Origin of the sequence: Dyella acidisoli (genome assembly GCF_030160295.1) — a bacterium.
GTDB classification, from domain to species: Bacteria; Pseudomonadota; Gammaproteobacteria; order Xanthomonadales; family Rhodanobacteraceae; genus Dyella_B; species Dyella_B acidisoli.
Window position 1 is genome coordinate 1 of sequence record NZ_BSOB01000022.1, and the last position, 18,022, is coordinate 18,022.

Sequence of the window (18,022 nt, forward strand, 5' to 3'; positions counted from 1 at the left end):
GGACAGTACTGGGGCCAGCAAAGAAAAGTGACCCGGTCGCTTCGCGACCGGAAGCGCCGCAGGCAATACCACAACAAACGAGACGCCCAGCTGAGGCGAGACGCCAATCAGGAAAGGTGCTGTGTCCTTCGGACGCATATTTAGATTGAATTCCTCGCCCCTCAAAGCCGAGCACATCCATGTGCTCTTCCCGCGTGCCGTCCTTCGCCGGAACGACAAAGAGGCAAGATTTGCTTTTTCCGCAAGCGGTCACTTAAGCATGAGGCACAGGAATGCGCACCATCCACACGTCATGCGAATGCAGCGCGATCGGCTGACGGTCATGCAACGTCACCGCCTTCCCCGTCCATAAATCTTCGCCCTGCTGCGCCCCATGCAAACCGAGCTTGGCAAGATCAAGATGGAAGGGATGCGTACCCGCATACCGCGTACCGCCAACATTGAACACTGCCACCGCCAGTGCGCCACCTTGCAAGGGACGTGTCCATACCTCCACTTCGCCTTCTGCGTAAGCGCGGGTAGCCTGTTTGCCGAGAGCATCCTGATCGATCGCGATCACATCGCGATGCGTGAGGATATCCCGCACTTCCGGTGACATATGCGCAAGGTCGTTGCCAGCAAGCAGCGGCGCGGCGAGCATGGCCCACCAACTGAAGTGGGAGCGATTTTCCGCAGCGGTGAGCTGACCGTTGCCGACCTCCAACATATCCGGATCGTTCCAATGGCCAGGACGTGAATACGCAGCCAGCCCGGCCTGCTGCGAAGCAAGCGCGTAGATGCGATCCCAATCCGCAGAGATATCGCCCGTGGTACGCCAGAGGTTGCCGCCAACGTGTGGATCAGCCGCCCATTCCCATACCGCATCCATGCCGTACTGGCACAGTGAATAGACGATGGGACGATGCGTGGTGTTCAAGGCATCGCGCATGGTCTGATAGGAAGCTTCCATCATGCGCATTTGCGCTTCAAGATCGTTCGGTGCTTGCTCTTTCATCACATCCCGATAGCTGCACAGATCGTACTTGAGATAGTCCACGCCCCATTCGGCATAGGTCTGTGCATCCTGCTTCTCGTGACCGAGCGATCCGGCGTAGCCAGCGCAGGTCTTGGGACCCGGTGAACTGTAGATACCGAGCTTGAGGCCTTTGGCATGCACATAATCGGCCAATGCCTTCATATCGGGGAAACGCGCATTGGGATGAATCACGCCCTTGGCATCGCGTTCACCCTGCCAGCCATCGTCGATATTCACGTAAACATAGCCAGCATCGCGCATGCCGCTGGCGACCATCGCATCCGCAGCTGCGCGCACGTCGGCCTCGGTAACTTTCTCGGCAAAATAATTCCAGCTGTTCCACCCCATGGGTGGAGTTTTCGCTACAGGCGTTTCGGCGCGCACATTGGCGGCCAGTAAGGCGATCGCTGCTACAGCAATACACGAAAAGCGCATGAATGACCTCGTTGTTGAGTGTTGGCGAGCATTGCATCGTGACGTTGCGATACAAGCAAAGATATGGGACTTCGCTTCGTGATTAACCTCGAACTTCAGACGCACCGTAAGCTTGCTCGTCATCCCAGCGAAAGCTGGGATCCAGTGACTTCCCTGCACTTCAAAGACGATGGATCCCAGCTTTCGCTGGGATGACGACAACGCGAAACGATGATTCGACGCTAATCAAGCGCTGTTTTGCGCGCCAGATATTAAGTTCGCCATGCAGTAAAGCAAGCACTTTTCGCACTAATTATTGCATTGTGCAGACTTGCGCATCCCTCGTCGAAATTTTTGATCAAGACCCGTCTCGCTCGCTTGATCAATGATGTTTTGTCGCGGCGATGTACACGGACGTGCGTCGTCGCGCAGACCATCACTACACACACAACAACGCGTTATTGAAATGCGTTCGCAGATAAAAATGTAGGGGAGAACAATATGTCGAAACATCCGATCGCGGTGGCGGTCCTGGCCGCGCTTTCGCTCATGCTGGCAGCCAATCTGCAAGCACAGACGGCCGCACCACCTCAAGACAGCACTGCGTCGCAAGACAATGGGCAGTCGCCCAGTGACGCAAAAAAAGACAAGACCAAGAATCTGGACACGGTCATCGTCAGCGGATCGTTGATCAACAACGCACAGATCCAGACCGCTACGCCTACTTACACGATCACCGCACAGGACATGAAGGCGCGCGGTTTCAATAGCGTCGCTGAAGTTCTGCAGAACTCGGTCTTCGCCACCGGCACCGTTCCGGGTTCGCAGACGCCGGGATTCAACCAGGGCTCGCAGACATTCAGTTTCTACGGCCTGAATCCCGAGTACACGTTGACCTTGCTGGATGGCAAGCCAATCTCGCAATTCGGCCAGCTTTACGGCGGCGTCAGCGACTTCACCAACATCGGCAACATCCCGATGAGCATCGTCGATCACATCGACATCCTGCCCGGCGGTGGTTCATCGATCTACGGCTCGCAAGCGATCTCGGGCGTGGTCAATATCGTCACCAAGCAGCACATGGACGGCGCCGAGGCAAGCGTGCGCACCGGCAACTACAGCCTGGGCGGTGGTGCCAATCAGCGCTTGTCCGTTTCGTTCGGACATCAGTTTGGCAAACTGGATGTCGTCGGCACAGTTGAGTTCTTCAATCAATCGCCCGCGTGGTATTACCAGCGCGACCTGACCACCGCCGCACCGCGCCCGATCATCGTCGCGGCCATGTGGGATTACGGCACGGGCGGATCTTTGCAGGGCTTTGTGCCTCCACCCAACGGATGCGGCGGACTGAGCAATCTTTTCGCAGGCACCACTACGCAGGTATTTCGCGCTCCGCTCAGCGGCAGCTTCTGCGGCTCGCCCAAGACGTACAGCTACGGCACCTTCATCAATCAGGAACGCAGTTACAGCAGCATGCTGAAATTGCGCTACAACCTCAACGACTATGTGCGTCTGTATGGCGATGTACTGGCGAGCTGGCAGCAGCAGAAATTCACTGCGGGCATCGCCTATAACTGGTGGGGCCCCAATGACCTTCCCGGCGGCTTGATCGAGGACGCTACCACGCACCATGTGTTGTTCCCCGAACGCTTCTTTGCACCGGAAGAAGTGGGCAACAACAACTACAACGGTTTGTTGCGCCAGGACGATCTTATGTACCAGGCGGACTTGGGTGCCAACGGCAAGTTCGGCGATTCAGGCTGGGACTGGGATGTGTATTTCCTGCGCTCCGGCGAGCGCACCACCGATCTCAGCCCGCTGCATCCGGCGGCGGCCGTGGACGGCTTTTTCGAATCCATGCTGGGTCCGGTGGTCGGTGTCGATCCCAACACCGGCTACAACATGTACCACCCCAATTACGGCGCGTTCTTCTCCCCTATCACGCCGGCGCAATACGCAAGCTTCACGATCAACGTCAACGCGCTGTACAACACGTGGATCAACAATCTGCGCGGTACCGTCAGTAACGACAGCCTGTTCCATCTGCCGGGTGGTGATGCAGGCTTCGCCTGGCTGGTGGAAGGCGGCAATCAGGCCTGGTACAACCCGGTGAATCCGCTGGTAGCCAATGGACTGCTCTGGGGCAACACGGGCGTGTCCGGTGGTGGTCAGCGCGATCACTATGCCTCCGCGTTCCAGTTGAACCTGCCGGTGCTTTCCCAGCTCACGTTCGATCTTTCGGGACGTACCGACCGCTACACCGTAAAGGATGGATCGCCCAACACCAAGTTCACGTACAAGATCGGCATCGAATACCGCCCGTTCGATACGTTGCTGGTTCGCGGCAATTACGCCACGGGCTTCATCGCGCCCGATATGTCGTCGATCTTCCTTGGCCCTTCCGGGCAGTACAACAGCGTCACGGATTACTACCTGTGCGCGACGAAAGGCGGCAATCAGAACTGCACGGCCAATTACACCGATGGCGTGAAGATCAATGTGCTGCCCAACAAGAAGCTGCAACCGACCAATTCGACCAGTTGGACGCTGGGAACCGTGTGGGCACCGGTTCACAACCTGAGCTTCAGCGCCGATTTCCTGCACATCGCCATCAACAATGAAATCCAGTTGCAAAGCTCGGACATACTGATGCGGCAGGAAGCCCAATGCCGGTTGGGTCAGCTGCCGTCGGATTCGGCCATCTGCCAGAGCGCCTATGCGCAGATCACCCGCAGCCCGTATACCGGTCAAGCCACCAACCTCAACCTGTATTACATCAATATCGCCAACGAGGTCACCGATTCGGTGACGACAGAAGCCAAGTATGTCTTCGATCCGACCCGCTTGGGTACGTTCGCGGTGCAGTTGGATTACAACGACATGCTCAAGCATCAGTTCCAGGAATATCCAGGGACGACGCCGATCAACCAGCTCACCAATCCGCTGTGGAGCACGGAATTCAAGGATCTGGCGAGCGGCTCGTTGAGCTGGTCATGGCACGACATCTTGCGCAGCACGGTGTACTGGCACCGTTACAGCCCAACACCCAACTATGTTGCATTTACCTATGGCCCCACCTATCCGGGCGCGGGACATTTGCCGCCGTGGATTCTCTACAACTGGAGCATAGGCTACACGCCAGTGAAGAACCTGGATCTGTCGCTGATGATCAACAACGTGTTCAACAAGATGCCGCCGAGTGATCCTGGCTATCGCACGAGCCGCACGTTCCCGTACTTCAATAACTACAACTACAACATTTACGGGAGACAGATCATGCTGCAGGCGGATTACAAGTTCGGCGGGGGTTGATGACGCTTACGTGGGTTGGGGTGTAAACCCCAACATCGCGATCTTGATCAACATAGCAACGTTGGCGTTCGCACCCCAACCTACACCCTCATCGTCGTCCCGGCGAAAGCCGGGACCCAGTGACTTGTACACCACTAGAGTCGCTAGGCACCGGCCTTCGCCGGGGCGACGAGATTATTCACAGTGTCGTTAAGGCCATCACCGCGGCACCACATCCCTGCCAACTCGCTTAATGTGCTGCTCTGCATACATCGCGGCCGCATCAGCGTCGCCACAAACAATCGCCTCATAAATCAGGCGATGTTCGGACGCATAGAGCTGCACGCGCTTGGCTTCGTAAATACCGTCGTCCTTCAGGCGCTTCCATAACGGCTGATCCATGGTGCTAGCGACCACGTCGGCAACTTTCACCAGCAGCGGATCGCCGGTCATCACGGCAAGCTGGCGATGGAACAAGCGGTCGCTATCGTTCCAGCGCGTGCACTGCTCTGGATCGGCGATGTCGGTGATCGATTCCATCTGGGCCAGATAGTGCTCGGCCAGCGCATCCGGCTTGGCGCGCTGCGCTGCGCGTCTGGCGATGGACGGCTCCAGGATATGGCGCAAATCCAGCGTGGATGCAGGACTGACGTCAGCATCTGCCCCGGTTGCACCGGCCATCGTGGCCATGGATAAACATTGCACCGCGTCGCTGCTCACATAGGTGCCGGCATTGCGGCGCGTGATGACCAACCCCTGGTTTTGCAATGCGCCGATAGCCTCGCGTACCGCCGGACGCCCAACGCGAAAACGCGTGGATAGCTCGCGTTCCGACGGCAGGCGTTCGTCCGCAATAAGCCGACCATTGCGGATGTCGGCGCGGATGCGCTCGGCAACTTGCTCATAGATCTGCTTAGGGCGAAACGACTCTTCGAGGATTGCTTGTGCCCTGGCCATACCCTCTCCCCTGGTCATGATTTAGACCAAATTATCGTATTTCTCATATTATTGGTTGAATAGTGTTCCAATAGTGGCCTAGATTGCAACCAATCAAAAACAGGGGGAGCAGGATGAAACCGGACCGTTTCGTCAGCACGGTGGAGATGCACGCCGCCGGCGAGCCTTTCCGCATCGTTACGGGCGGCTGGCCCAGGCCACCAGGCCATACCATCGTGGAACGCCGTGCGTGGATGAAGGCGCATATCGACCACCTGCGCCGCGCGTTGATGCTGGAGCCGCGTGGCCATGCACAAATGTATGGCGGCTACCTCACCGAGCCGGTCAGCAAGCGCGCCGACTTCGGCGTGATCTTCATGCACAACGAAGGCTATAGCGATCATTGCGGTCACGGCGTCATCGCGTTGGCCACGGCGGCCGTCCAACTGGGTTGGGTGGAACGCACCGCGCCGGAAACGCGCATCGGCATCGATGCGCCGTGCGGATTCATCGAGGCCTTCGTCCAGTGGGATGGAGAGCACGCCGGCCAGGTGCGCTTCGTCAACGTGCCCTCTTTTATCTGGCTACGCGATGCGGTGGTGCATACGCCAAACTTCGGTGAAGTGCGCGGCGATATCGCCTTTGGCGGTGCGTTCTATTTTTATGCGTCGGGCCAACCATTCGGGCTGGCGATTCGCGAAGCCGAGGTCGAACGGCTGACCCAATTCGGCGATGAGGTGAAACAAGCTGCCAACGCGGCGTATAAAGTCGTTCACCCGCATATCCCGGAGATCAATCACATCTACGGAACGATCATCGACAACACACCGCGACATGCCGGCTCAAGCCAAGCCAATTGCTGCGTATTTGCCGACCGCGAGGTAGACCGCTCACCCACCGGCTCGGGCACGGCCGGCCGCGTAGCGCAATTGTTCTTGCGCGGTGACATGCAACGGCACGATACGCTGGTCAACGAATCCATCATCGGCACTGTCTTTCGTGGGCGCGTGCTGGAGGAAACCCGACTGGACCGATTCGATGCAGTGATTCCGGAAATCGAAGGCGATGCGCATGTCTGCGGCTTTGCTCAGTGGCTGATCGATGAGCGTGATCCGCTGACTTACGGGTTTCTTGTGCGTTGAAGGGTGAGTTGCCATGAAAGCGTGCGTTCCCTTACTGCCGTCATGCCCGCGAAAGCGGGCATCCATTTTTAAAGATGTATCAGAGCAAGATGGATGCCCGCTTTCGCGGGCATGACGGCCATAGGGTAATGGCGAATTTCATGGCAATCCGCGCATTTGTGCCGACATCGCGCTCTCTCCTGCGGAAATTTCCTCAAGACCCCAATCACAACGACTCCCACACTGGATGAGGCCAGCCTCTGGCTGGCAGTCATGCTGCATGACTCACTACAACATCCATAAATTGGGAGGGTAAACCATGATGCGAACAGCAGTTCTATCGAAAGGACTGGCAGTGGCTTTGTGGGGAATGGCAGGCGCCGGAGTGATGGGAACAGCGTTTGCCGCACAAGCTCAGCCTGTAAGTGATGCAACGCCAAGCAACACAGGCGTTACGCTCGCCAAAAGCGTCGCCATTCAAGCCGGTGATCAGGCGACGTTGATGGGTGCGAACGTCCCGGTTCGGGTGAACGTTGTGTTGAAAATGCACAACCAGACCGAGCTTCAGCAAGTTGCCGAGCAAGTGCGCGCGCACGCAAGAAACCCGCTGACAGACAACGATTTGGCCGCCCGTTATCTGCCAAGCCGTGCTGACGCCACGCGCGTCTACAACTTTCTGCATTCCAATGGCTTCAGCCAGATCTACGTGTCCAAAGACAATATGATCGTAACGGCGTGGGGCACGGCGGCTAATGTGCAGTCGGCGTTCAAAACACACCTGTACGGTTTTCGTCGCGGCAAGCAGGCCGGCATTGCGAATGCCGATCCAGTGAGCATTCCGCAGTCCTTGAGTGACGTGATCAGCGCTGTGCACGGATTGCGCTCGTTCCAGGAACGTGGCGTATCAGGAGCAAAGATTGCCGCCACGACCCAAGGCAACGTCACATGGAAGGGCAAAGGCGCTCCCGGCACCCAGTCGACCGCGGGAGTGGTGGCGTGCCGGGAATGCGTGCACGCCCCAACCGATTTTCCCGCGCTGTACGGCGCCAGCAATCTGGCACCGGCAAACAACCAGGTCGTTGCAGTGATCGGCGTGGGTGATCAGCGCAACACCAATTACCTCTACCAGACCTGGGCCAGTAATTACGGCTTCGGCTTTATTCCCCTCGACGTGATCTATCCAACGGGTTACACCCAAGGGGATTACGAGGCGCAAACGGAAGCCGTGCTCGATGTCGATGCCGTCGCCACCATGACGGGTGGGTTGCAAAAAATCGCGTTCTACTCGGCACCGTCAACGAATCTGGATGACGAACTCGCCGCGGTGACTGCCGCCGTCAACGACAATCGATCGACCATTTCCCTCTCGTTCGCGGCCACCTGTGACTCGGATATCGGCCAGGATCTACGCAACAGCTGGGATCAGGAACTCTGGGCTGCGGTTGCCAAGGGCATCACAGTGTTCTCCATCACTCAGGATTACGGCGGCTACCCGGGATGCTCCAACAATGAAAGCTCGACCGGTTTTCCAGGCAGTTCGCCCTATGTCGTATCGGTAGGGGCCTCCACGCTTTACAACACCGTGGACTCCTACTCCACCTACGATCACGAAACACTGTGGACAGGGAGCGAAAGCGGACCGGCAGCCACGGAGACGCGCCCTTACTACCAGAACGGGGTCGCCAGCATCGTCGGCAGCATGCGCAGCACGCCGGACTTCGTCATGGATGGCGATCCGAATTCGGGGCTGTGGATCGTCACCGGAGGCTATGACAGCAGCGGCACCTATCAAACGCAGTGGGCGGTTTACGGTGGCACCAGCCTGGCCGCACCGCTGCTGGCAGGCACTTATGCAAGGCTGTTGCAGAGTGGCATTCCGCCGTATTTCTGGCAGCAGACCTTCTATGACATCGGTGCAGGCCAGGTGAACCGCACCAGCGGCGACTGCCTCACTTGCTACAACTTCCTGACGGGAGGCAGCAACGGGGCGTATTCGGTCATCCCCGGTCAATTCAACCAAGCTTCCGGCTGGGGTTCGTGGAACGCCGGCGCGCTGGCCACGGGGATGCAGTTCCAACGCTGAAAATACAACGAACCTCTTCCCGTTGAGGGAAGAGGTTCGCCCGGCACGCACCTTAGCTACTTCACGGAATGATCGACCAGCGTTTTCAGATCAGTCACCGAGTACGACACCGACATGCGATAGCCATTGCCGCAGCGCACGGGCGCCAGGTCCGACACTTCCTCGTTCTCACACTCGGGCAACGCCAACTCACCCTTGCCCATCCACGCATCGGCCACTGTGAAGTTATCCATGACCGATTCCACCAACTCATGCACGGCGGGACGCTCCCACTGCCCGGCTGCGAGCCGCGGGAAGTGGCGCAGATTGATGGTAGGACGCGAAGCTAACGCTGACGGATCCGTCACGGCTTTTTCCAGTGCGACGGTACCGCGCGCAATCCGCTGCCCAGCTGCCGATGCGCTCGCACCAAAGCGGCTTCCCGGCACGAGCTTGGGTGATGCAGGACCATTGGCTGCAAATAAGCGAGTCTGGTAAATCGAACCATAACGCTTGGGAAATCCCTGCGCCAAGCCACGTGCAATCGCCGCGTCGTTGTCGACAAAGATGTAAGGACAGAATGCAACGGGCTTGCCGTTGAACTGAGCGTCGACAAGGATGAAAAACTCCCGATACTGGTATCGCGCAGGATCCAGCAACTCATCGTGCTGACCGGTAAATTGCCAATCGATGAAATACGCTTGGGCATGGCCTTCAGCCTTCACATCGACCTGCAGTTCCTCAGGCAAGACAGCCGCCACAGCCTCCGGGCGTGCCCAGAAATCGATAATCATGAAATCGCCGGCATAGTGCCAAGGCGGTGGTGGCGAAACAGTGGAAAGACCGCGCGGCGCAAGGGGAACGAAAAAGTTGCTTTTCATAGGGCCATTCCTGGGGACGGAGGTCAAACACGATTGGAGTGACTATGGCATTCGCTGCTCGATCGATCTTGGACGAATGTGACGGCAAGCGCCGGAAACGGGCTTCACTCCAGATATAGCGGTCAGAGTTCCGGCGCTCCGCACAGGCTTTCCACCACCTCCCAGAGCCGGTCTACTTCGCCATCGGCAATCACCTGATAGGCATTTCTTCCGTCCAGGTTGCGGTGACGCATGCACATCCACCACACGGCGCGTGTCCTGTCGCCCAGGCCCATGATCAGCATGTTGGAGAAGTCGCTCAACCGTTCTTCCAGCATGGAAAAGGCCGCGAAGGCGATTTGCTCGCGCATGGATTGAATCTCCTCCAGCTGAGCGCTCATGTTCTTGAACGCATCTGTGTTTCGCATATGCAAGCCCCCCCTTTTTTCAATCGCGGTCACCGCGCTGTATGGAGTGCAGAAAGGCGATCACCAAATCCGCGCTGCCCCGCATGACCAACTCCCTCGCGGTCATTTCCCCGAGTTCACGGATGCGGACGGACCGGTACCACTCCCCGACCCGGTAAGGATCGCTCTCTATGGCTGAAGCCAATTGCGATATATGGACGAAGGCGATATCGCCCGGCTGATTCAATGGCAAGGCGCCCGTCGTTCGCGCCAACCATGACGCTGCACCGTTTCTCATAGTCATGGCTGTACCCCATAGCGTAAGTAGAGGCTACGTTACGCCGGGCAGCACGCAGCTTTCTTGCATCTTTTTGCGCGCGGATGTGCATTTTCACATTACAAAAACGTCACCTATCCCGCCGAATCCATGGTTGTTCTTTAGAACGCTCACAAAGGCGAGGCCCAAATTACCCTTTCGAGCATTGAAGTCCCACCTTGCCCAGCGCATAGTCCAGGTCAATCGGGAATGCCGCTTTTGCCGCATGTTCCCTCTTGTTTTCGGACTGAATTTCCTCGGGTGAGTTGTTTGGACGCGAAGAAGGAAAAATTCGGGATTCTCATCGTGGATGACCATCCGGTCATGCGGGATGGTCTCCGGGCGGTCATTGAGCAAGAACCCGATATGGAAGTGTTGGGCGAGGCTGCCGATGGCAGAGAGGCGATCGAGCAATTCCAGAAGCTGTTGCCCGATGTCATGTTGATCGATCTGCAAATGCCGGATGTCGATGGCCTCCAGGCCATCACGACCATTCGCAATGCTTTTCCCGATGCAACGATCATCGTGCTCACCACATTCCCTGGCGATGCGCGTGTAGTGCGTGCTTTTACGCTGGGTGCAACCTCCTATCTGCTCAAGACGGCGCGTCGCGATGAAATTATCAAGGCGATTCGGGGCGCACTTGGCGGGCGCCACACCATGGCCCCCGAAGTCGCTCAGGAGATCGCGAGCCATACCGGGCACGAAGGTCTTACGGAACGTGAAATCGGTGTATTGAAGCTGGTGGCCGAAGGCCACAGCAACCGCACCATCGCCAACGCCTTGTGTATTTCGGAAGACACCGTCAAGGCGCGCATGAAAAGCATCATGGGCAAATTGAGTGCGGAGGATCGCACGCACGCAGTCATGATCGCGATCCGTCGCGGCTTCATGGAATCACAGCGTTAACCAAAAATATCCAGACCGGGACGAGTGACACCGCATTGCTCACTCAAAAACCGAAAGAAGACCGAACAAGAACCTTAATTTCACGACAAAATCTGCCATCTCGCCTAATGTCTTCATCGAAAAGACGAATCACACGTTGCATGGTTCAACGGTTTGCTGAGTGAATTGGGTGATGAGTACTTTGGGCGCTGGACGTGTATTGGTAACCATTCCGACAGCGTACGCGGCTGAAGCAATGCTGGATCGCTTCAGCGCCCTGCACGGCGGTCGGAGGGCGTACTGATGAATCTCTTTCCCGTTGCGCACAGCGCAACTGCTCCCGTCAGTTTGGGATGGCTGAAAGATTGGCACGACCTCGATGATCCGGACGGAGCGCTCAGAACGCTGCTGGATACCGCGTGGCATGCAGTAAGCACGATGAATGGGACCGAGGTGCTTTCGGTCACCACCACGCTGCGTCACGCCTTTCTGCAAAAGGATCGCTTCCGCCTCGACTTCCCTGGCGATGAAGTCGATACGCTGCTGGCGATGGGAAGCCTCTGCCAAGACGATATCGACGAAGCCATGTTCCGTGTGCAATCGGTCATGGAGCGAGGCACCGGAGCTCGGTACAAGTCGATCCTTGATGTTGTCAGGAAGTTTTGTCTTTGGCGCTCGCGCGACTTCATGCCCTTCTATGAATTGTCCCGGGGAAAAGCGCCGCGCGATCACGCCATGTCGTTATTGACGGCGATCGCCAACCTCTCTATCGAAGCCGCGGCCGAGGCCGAACAACTACGATTCAAGCTGGCCGAGCGCCTGGCCACAGACGCTTTGCTTCTGTGCAACAAGATAACCACAGCGAATGCGTACGCTTCGCTACTTCCCACGTCGGTGCTGGCTCAATTGCACTATGAGGCCGGCGCCATCGACGAAGCCGATACCCTGCTACGAGGCCGGCTCACCGCCATCGAAGAGAGCGGCGCGATAGAAAGCGCGCTCATTGCCTACATTCTCTCTGCCAAGATCGCTGCGGCAAGGGGAAGCCAGAACATCGCACTGTTGCTCCTGCATCGCGGCGAAGAAGTAGGCATACAGCGTCACTGGCCTCGCCTGGTACTCCGTTGCAAAACGGAAGAAGTCGCCCTTCGTATCCATGAAGAACGCGTCGATCTGGCCGAGGCGGCGTTGCAGCAAGTGAATGCCTTTTTCAACGCGCTCGATGCAAAGACTCGCCCCAGGGACGTCGACGCATGGCTTCTGCAAATAGCTCAGCTTCGACTGCAAATAGCGAACGGACCTGGCATCAGCACGGCCCGGGCACTTGATGATCTACGCAGTGCCGCACTGGATCACAATCACCCTACCCTGGTCGTCAAGCTGACGATTCTTCTGTCGAGTGCCCTTTACTCGATAGGCCAGATAGCTCGCGCCCATGAAGAGTTGCGCGCTGCGTTACACCAGGGCGCCAATGCGGGGTTGTTCCGCAGTTTTCTTGACGACATGCCGCTGATCGAAACACCTCTCAAGCAACTTTGGCGATCGTCCGAAGCCGGCAGGCTTGGCCATCTTGGGCCCTACGTCGGACGACTGCTCACGGCGCCGGAGGTGCATCTTCCGGCCCGGAAGAAATTCAGGACAAACCATCGTCTGGTGGAATCACTAAGCACGCGCGAGGCGATTATCCTACGCTTGATGAGCTTAGGCTTATCCAACAAATCCATCGCTCGCGAACTGCAGATCACACCGGAAACCGTGAAGTCGCATGCCAAGCATATCTTCATCAAACTGTCTTCCAAGAACCGCGCCGAGGCCGTCTCCCGGGCGACCGAGTTGGGGCTTATTTGAAAGCGCGACACGCTCACCCATAGTTGTGGTGGTCGCATGAAGGAGTTCAAACCTTTTCGGCTCGATCCGGCCAATCACCAGCTGTGGCGCGTTTCCGACGAGGGCGGGCTCACCCCCGTCACCATCACCGCGAAGGCGTTCGACGTGCTGCGTTATCTGGTCGAGCATCCGGGACGATTGGTCTCGCACGAGGAACTGCTTGAGGCGCTCTGGTCCGGCGTGGCCGTCCAGCCCGAGGTACTGAAAGGGCATGTATTGGCCATTCGCAACGCACTCGGCGACGAGGCACAACGCCCGCGTTACATAGAAACGCATCGAGGTCGCGGCTACCGCTTTATTGCCGACATAAAGACTCCACAAAAGACGGACAATCAGCTCACGCCGGCCGCTGCACCCGCCCTCATAGGCAGAGCTGCACAGTTGAGTGCGTTACGCGATGCGCTGGTGCAAACGAGCAACGGGCAGCCAAAAATCGTATTCGTGCACGGCGAAGCCGGCATTGGCAAAACGGCATTGGCCGAGGCATTTTGCAATGATATTTCCCATCAACATGTGTCGCTTTCATACGGTCGCTGCATCGAAGGCTTCGGTGGAACCGAACCTTTCTATCCCATCATCGAGGCGCTTTCCCGCCTGATAAAGGGAGCGAACGGCAGCAAGGTACAGGATGCCTTGATCGCCCTGGCACCTTCGTGGGCCAATCAGGTGGCCGGACTCCTGTCTCGCGAAAATCGCGCCCTGTTGCACAAAGTGGCGCACATATCCGCTCGCAGCCGCATGCTGGGCGAGTTCTGCGAATTGCTGGAAGCGCTCGCTGAAGATGAAACCTTCGTGCTGTTGCTGGAGGACCTGCATTGGGCCGACTTCTCCACGCTGGATCTCATTTCTGCATTCGCCAGGCGGAAGTCCTCCGTAAAGCTGCTGCTGCTTGCCACCTATCGATCGGATGAAGTGGCGACGCGTGGACCGGCACTCAAGCAGCTCGTCAACGAACTGCTATTGCACAAGCTGTGCGAATCCATCCATTTAACCGGACTCGACCAGCGGGATATCGCGGAATACGTACAGGCTGACAATTCCGAAGAAAGCCGCTCGTTCGTGCAACTCCTGTTGCATCGATCAAGCGGCAATCCGCTGTTCCTGAGTACGATCCTGGATCACTTGAAAAGCACGCAGTCGATATCCGCCGACCAGGGACGATGGAAGAACGACGTACCGCTTTCCAAGATCCGCTTCGAGATACCGCAGACGATCAGCCACGTCATCGAAGCCAAGATTGCCAGCCTCGATGACGAAACGCAGCGTATCCTGGAAGCCGCCAGTGCAGTCGGAGACGTCTTCAACCCTATCGCGCCTGCAACTGCCGCAGGCCTCAGCGCACGCCGATTCGAGGAAGTATGCGAGGCGCTGTGCCGAACCAGGACGTTTATTCACCGCCATGACATGGACAGGCTGGGAAGCGGCGAAGTAGTCCGGCTCTACCGGTTCAATCACGCCCTGCTGCGCGAAGTGCTGCTGAACCGCCAAGGGCCACTCCGGTTGGCGCAAAGCCACGCATTGATCGGCAAGGAGCTGGAAAAGTCATATCCCAGCGAGCTGCGCGCACACGCCGCGTTTGAACTGGCCGAACAATTTTCCAATGCGCACGAGTGGTCCAAGGGACTTACCTATCTAAAGATCGCCCTGCAGACCGCCAAACGACGCTATGCGCATCAGGATGCACTGGCCATTCTCGGCAAGGCCGATGAGATCGTGCGCCATCTTCCCGATGGGGAACGCGAACTTACCCAGACCGTGCTGCTGGAAGATCGCGCATCGATCTACGCTGCCAACCATGATCCTGAAGCCCTGCAGGCATTCACCGAACTTGCACAGCGGTCCGAACAACTGCGCTTCCCGGATATCCAGGCGCGTGCGGAGCTTGGCCTGGGCTTTACCCTGAGCTGGTGGAATGCGACTGCCTGCATTTCACACCTGGAAAACGCCGCGCGCTTGAGCGATGCACAACCCGAGCCGCAGCTCAAGGCGCGCATCCGGTTGAGCAGCGCCATATGGCGCATCTGGATCGGCGGATGGGATTCCGAACTGGCCAAGGTTTGCGACGAAAACCTGATTCCCTTGAGAAACGGTTCCGACCGTCAGATCACGGCCTGGGGATTGATCGAGTACAGCATGATTTGCTTGATCTCCAGCCGATATCGCGAATGCCTGGAAACCGTCGACGCGAATCTGGAGATCCTGGTACGGCACGCGGCAGACCGGCCGGAATTCAATATCTTTCGCGCCATCTGGATGGCTCACCTCGGCCGGCCATGGGCGTATACGCTGCTGGGTGAATGGGGTCGAGCCCTGAAGGAGTTCGACGCCAGCGAAGCACTCTTTGTCGGCAACGCCAATCGCTATAGCGTTTGCACCTTGGAAACACTGCGTGGATTTCTCTACCTGATGGCCGGCGACTACCAGGCCATCAAGGACATCTGCAGCAAGCTTGGCTCTTATAAAGACAAAGCTGCCCATCAGCCGGCAACGCTGTATACCCCGGTGCTGCCGAATGAAATCCGGCATTGCACGCTGCTCGCGGGGGCGACGGAAATCGGCCTCGGGAATCCCGATGCAGGCATTGAGATTCTGAAAAAGCTCGAATACGACATGCTCGAACAGCCAGTCATCACGGACTGGTATTGGCTATTTGTACTGGAGTGGACGCTTGCCGATGCCTTGTTGCGATCAGGCGACATCGAACAAGCACGCTTGCATGCCGATCGCATGCTCGACCGGTCAGACCGGACCATAGAAGTCACCTGGCGCGCAATGGCCCGTGAGGTGCGATGCCGTGTTGCTATCGAAGAAGGCGATCTCACCCACGCTTCACGCTTGATCAACGACGCCCTGAAGATGATCGACGTGATGGGCGCACCGATGGTTGATTGGCGAATTCATCGGACGGCGGCCAAGGTGCATCGTATGCAAGGCGATAGCACGCGTGCATCCCTTCACGAGCGATTGTTTAACGCGCGGGCGCAGCGCTTGCTCGATGGCCTTCCTTCGGGGCATCGGCTGCAAAAGGCCTTTGCGCGGCTTATGGCATAGGCGAAGCTTTCTATCTATTACTCGTTTCCCCAGTTTTGAGGCTGCCATGAAAGAGTGCGTTCCCTCACGGTCGTCATTCCCGCTTTCGCGGGAATGACGACCACTTGACACCTTTAATCATGGCTAGTGCAGTGGCGCCGCGTGGCTGTTGGTGATGCACCCCAACCTACATCGAAGAGCACCGTCCCCCACGCGGGGGATATTCACCTGCATTCGCACGATCCAACATCGAGCAACGGCTTGAGCCAACGACACGTTACTCAAGCCGCATAAACGTTTCAAAACCGGAATGAACGCGCACGCTCGGTGTGCTGCCCGCCGCCGAAGGCGAATGCCGTGCAACATCGCTGTCACAAGGAATTTATCTACACTTTCGGGTGATTCGATGTATCCCTTTGCGTCAGCAAGTGTACCCTGACGAAGGCTTCGGCCAAGGACGCATGCGCGTAACGTTCCATCCAGGACGACGTTCAATCAAGGACGCTCGACGACCATTGGTTCGGAAAGACGCGCATGTATCACGGTGCATTCGGCGATCGGCTTGGCCGCTCGTTTCGCCTAAACAATCCTCCCGTTCTCCATAGCCAGACAAGGCGCGGCATACGCCTTGCGGTGACGGAACTTCGGATCGACAAAATGGGTTACGGCATGACGTCCCCGATGGGGAACGACGATGCCTACCTTGTCTGTCTTAATCTGCGCAAGCAAAGCACCCATGAGCTTTGGTGCGACGGTCGTTCCGTGTGTTCGACCTCTTATGAAGGCGGCACGATCTACGTCCTGGATTTGCGGCGCGATCCCATCGCGTACATCGGCGATCCGCTGCATTCACTGTACTTCTACCTGCCGCGCCAAGCCGTTGTCGAGGCCAGCGAGGAGCTTGGGAAGAAGAGCATTGTAGATCTCGCCGTTCAGCCCGACGAATGCTTCCTGGATACCATCGTCGGCAGTATCGGACAAACGCTGTTGCCGATATTCAATACGGCTGCTCCCGCGAATCAGGCCTTGGTAGATCATCTGCTGCAAGGCCTGTGCGTGTATATGACATCCACCTACGGCGGTTCTCAAAAACGTCCCGACATTGTGCGGGGTGCGCTGGCACCATGGCAGCAACGCCTTGCCACACAGATTTTGCGCGAACGGCTCATCGACGGCGTTTCCATCAATGAACTGGCGGAAGCGTGCGGCTTGTCTGCAGGCGCACTGGCGCGGGGTTTCAAGAAGAGCATCGGCGTGTCGCCACATCAATGGCTGCTGTCCCGCCGCGTCGATCTGGCGCTTGATCTCATGGCGGATACCGATGTCTCGCTGGCGGAAATCGCCTTCAACGCAGGCTTCTCCGACCAAAGCCATTTCAGCCGTGTGTTTACGCAAAAGATGGGCGTGGCGCCGGGTGCATGGCGAAAGTCGCTGGCAAACAACAGGCGCGTGGAAGCTGCCTGACCGTATTCACGCAAAGGATCTTTCCAGAAAAGGTTATGCAGATGTCCTCATATAAACGAACACGCGAGCGACGTTATTTCCAAGAGGTCTTGGTGTCGTGCCTCTCGCTGGCGATAACGGCATGCAGCGCGTCGCCCTCGCGAAACATCCTCGGGTCCTATTTCCCGACGTGGATGGTGTGCGCGCTCCTCGGCATCGTCTTCGTCGCCGTGGTCCGTAGCGTACTGGTTAAAACCGGCGTCGATGCCTCGCTTCCCGTGCCGGTCATCGTCTACCTGTGCATGTGGACGGCGGCAACACTCGCCATCTGGCTTGTGTGGCTGGGCTGAAT

Annotated in this window: 14 protein-coding genes; 8 read left to right on the forward strand and 6 right to left on the reverse strand. The window is 57.6% G+C overall.

Annotated features, from left to right (window positions below):
* Together QQJ86_RS12705 and QQJ86_RS12710 are read right to left on the reverse strand one after the other, a co-directional pair.
* The coding region (locus QQJ86_RS12705) for a hypothetical protein (protein WP_284321325.1) at positions 1-181 on the reverse strand (181 nt) is incomplete at its 3' end.
* 72 nt (positions 182-253) lie between these two features.
* The gene (locus tag QQJ86_RS12710) at positions 254-1,450 is read right to left on the reverse strand and encodes a glycoside hydrolase family 27 protein (protein WP_284321326.1); all 1,197 of its coding nucleotides are present in this window, start codon (positions 1,448-1,450) and stop codon (positions 254-256) included.
* A 480-nt stretch (positions 1,451-1,930) separates the two neighbouring features.
* On the opposite strand from QQJ86_RS12710, the gene QQJ86_RS12715 reads away from it, so the two are divergent.
* A complete protein-coding gene (locus tag QQJ86_RS12715) occupies positions 1,931-4,741 on the forward strand; it encodes a TonB-dependent receptor plug domain-containing protein (RefSeq protein ID WP_284321327.1) in 2,811 nt (936 codons plus the stop codon).
* A gap of 198 nt (positions 4,742-4,939) precedes the next feature.
* On the opposite strand, the gene QQJ86_RS12720 is transcribed toward QQJ86_RS12715, so the two are convergent.
* Positions 4,940-5,677: a FadR/GntR family transcriptional regulator gene (locus QQJ86_RS12720; protein ID WP_284321328.1), complete on the reverse strand. Its 738-nt coding sequence runs from the start codon at positions 5,675-5,677 to the stop codon at positions 4,940-4,942.
* Positions 5,678-5,790: 113 nt separating this feature from the next.
* Between QQJ86_RS12720 and lhpH the strand changes: the two genes are divergently transcribed.
* Both lhpH and QQJ86_RS12730 read left to right on the forward strand, forming a co-directional pair.
* A complete protein-coding gene (gene lhpH / locus QQJ86_RS12725) occupies positions 5,791-6,798 on the forward strand; it encodes a trans-3-hydroxy-L-proline dehydratase (protein WP_284321329.1) in 1,008 nt (335 codons plus the stop codon).
* Positions 6,799-7,096: 298 nt separating this feature from the next.
* Positions 7,097-8,860, forward strand: a complete 1,764-nt coding sequence (locus tag QQJ86_RS12730) for a S53 family peptidase (protein WP_284321330.1) — start codon at positions 7,097-7,099, stop codon at positions 8,858-8,860.
* A 56-nt stretch (positions 8,861-8,916) separates the two neighbouring features.
* Here QQJ86_RS12730 and QQJ86_RS12735 read toward each other — a convergent pair whose 3' ends face one another.
* The 3 genes from QQJ86_RS12735 to QQJ86_RS12745 all read right to left on the reverse strand — a co-directional run bounded on the left by QQJ86_RS12735 (position 8,917) and on the right by QQJ86_RS12745 (position 10,410).
* Positions 8,917-9,720 carry an acetoacetate decarboxylase family protein gene (locus QQJ86_RS12735; RefSeq protein ID WP_284321331.1) on the reverse strand — a complete coding sequence of 268 codons (804 nt, stop codon included), beginning with the start codon at positions 9,718-9,720 and terminating at the stop codon, positions 8,917-8,919.
* A 122-nt stretch (positions 9,721-9,842) separates the two neighbouring features.
* Positions 9,843-10,070 carry a DUF2384 domain-containing protein gene (locus QQJ86_RS12740; RefSeq protein WP_284321332.1) on the reverse strand — a complete coding sequence of 76 codons (228 nt, stop codon included), beginning with the start codon at positions 10,068-10,070 and terminating at the stop codon, positions 9,843-9,845.
* Positions 10,071-10,146: 76 nt separating this feature from the next.
* Complete coding sequence (locus QQJ86_RS12745; protein ID WP_284321333.1) at positions 10,147-10,410, reverse strand: hypothetical protein; 264 nt, start codon at positions 10,408-10,410, stop codon at positions 10,147-10,149.
* A gap of 309 nt (positions 10,411-10,719) precedes the next feature.
* On the opposite strand from QQJ86_RS12745, the gene QQJ86_RS12750 reads away from it, so the two are divergent.
* The 5 genes from QQJ86_RS12750 to QQJ86_RS12770 all read left to right on the forward strand — a co-directional run bounded on the left by QQJ86_RS12750 (position 10,720) and on the right by QQJ86_RS12770 (position 18,020).
* Complete coding sequence (locus tag QQJ86_RS12750) at positions 10,720-11,331, forward strand: response regulator transcription factor (protein ID WP_284321363.1); 612 nt, start codon at positions 10,720-10,722, stop codon at positions 11,329-11,331.
* Positions 11,332-11,613: 282 nt separating this feature from the next.
* Positions 11,614-13,158, forward strand: coding sequence for a LuxR C-terminal-related transcriptional regulator (locus QQJ86_RS12755; RefSeq protein WP_284321334.1), 1,545 nt, complete (start codon positions 11,614-11,616; stop codon positions 13,156-13,158).
* 36 nt (positions 13,159-13,194) lie between these two features.
* On the forward strand, positions 13,195-16,248 hold the full coding sequence (locus QQJ86_RS12760; RefSeq protein ID WP_284321335.1) for an ATP-binding protein: 3,054 nt from the start codon (positions 13,195-13,197) through the stop codon (positions 16,246-16,248).
* A 648-nt stretch (positions 16,249-16,896) separates the two neighbouring features.
* Entirely contained in the window at positions 16,897-17,691 is a 795-nt protein-coding gene (locus QQJ86_RS12765; protein ID WP_284321336.1) for a helix-turn-helix domain-containing protein, read from the forward strand.
* Positions 17,646-18,020, forward strand: a complete 375-nt coding sequence (locus QQJ86_RS12770) for a YtcA family lipoprotein (protein ID WP_284321337.1) — start codon at positions 17,646-17,648, stop codon at positions 18,018-18,020. The genes QQJ86_RS12765 and QQJ86_RS12770 overlap by 46 nt, the downstream gene beginning before the upstream one ends.
* The last annotated feature ends 2 nt before the right edge of the window (positions 18,021-18,022 follow it).

Excerpts from the sequence above, each read along its gene's own strand:
- QQJ86_RS12710 (WP_284321326.1), bottom strand. The coding sequence starts at position 1,450 with ATGCGCTTTTCGTGTATTGCTGTAGCAGCGATCGCCTTACTGGCCGCC.
- QQJ86_RS12715 (WP_284321327.1), top strand. The coding sequence starts at position 1,931 with ATGTCGAAACATCCGATCGCGGTGGCGGTCCTGGCCGCGCTTTCGCTC.
- QQJ86_RS12720 (WP_284321328.1), bottom strand. The coding sequence starts at position 5,677 with ATGGCCAGGGCACAAGCAATCCTCGAAGAGTCGTTTCGCCCTAAGCAG.
- lhpH (WP_284321329.1), top strand. The coding sequence starts at position 5,791 with ATGAAACCGGACCGTTTCGTCAGCACGGTGGAGATGCACGCCGCCGGC.
- QQJ86_RS12730 (WP_284321330.1), top strand. The coding sequence starts at position 7,097 with ATGATGCGAACAGCAGTTCTATCGAAAGGACTGGCAGTGGCTTTGTGG.
- QQJ86_RS12735 (WP_284321331.1), bottom strand. The coding sequence starts at position 9,720 with ATGAAAAGCAACTTTTTCGTTCCCCTTGCGCCGCGCGGTCTTTCCACT.
- QQJ86_RS12740 (WP_284321332.1), bottom strand. The coding sequence starts at position 10,070 with ATGCGCGAGCAAATCGCCTTCGCGGCCTTTTCCATGCTGGAAGAACGG.
- QQJ86_RS12745 (WP_284321333.1), bottom strand. The coding sequence starts at position 10,410 with ATGACTATGAGAAACGGTGCAGCGTCATGGTTGGCGCGAACGACGGGC.
- QQJ86_RS12755 (WP_284321334.1), top strand. The coding sequence starts at position 11,614 with ATGAATCTCTTTCCCGTTGCGCACAGCGCAACTGCTCCCGTCAGTTTG.
- QQJ86_RS12760 (WP_284321335.1), top strand. The coding sequence starts at position 13,195 with ATGAAGGAGTTCAAACCTTTTCGGCTCGATCCGGCCAATCACCAGCTG.
- QQJ86_RS12765 (WP_284321336.1), top strand. The coding sequence starts at position 16,897 with ATGACGTCCCCGATGGGGAACGACGATGCCTACCTTGTCTGTCTTAAT.
- QQJ86_RS12770 (WP_284321337.1), top strand. The coding sequence starts at position 17,646 with ATGGCGAAAGTCGCTGGCAAACAACAGGCGCGTGGAAGCTGCCTGACC.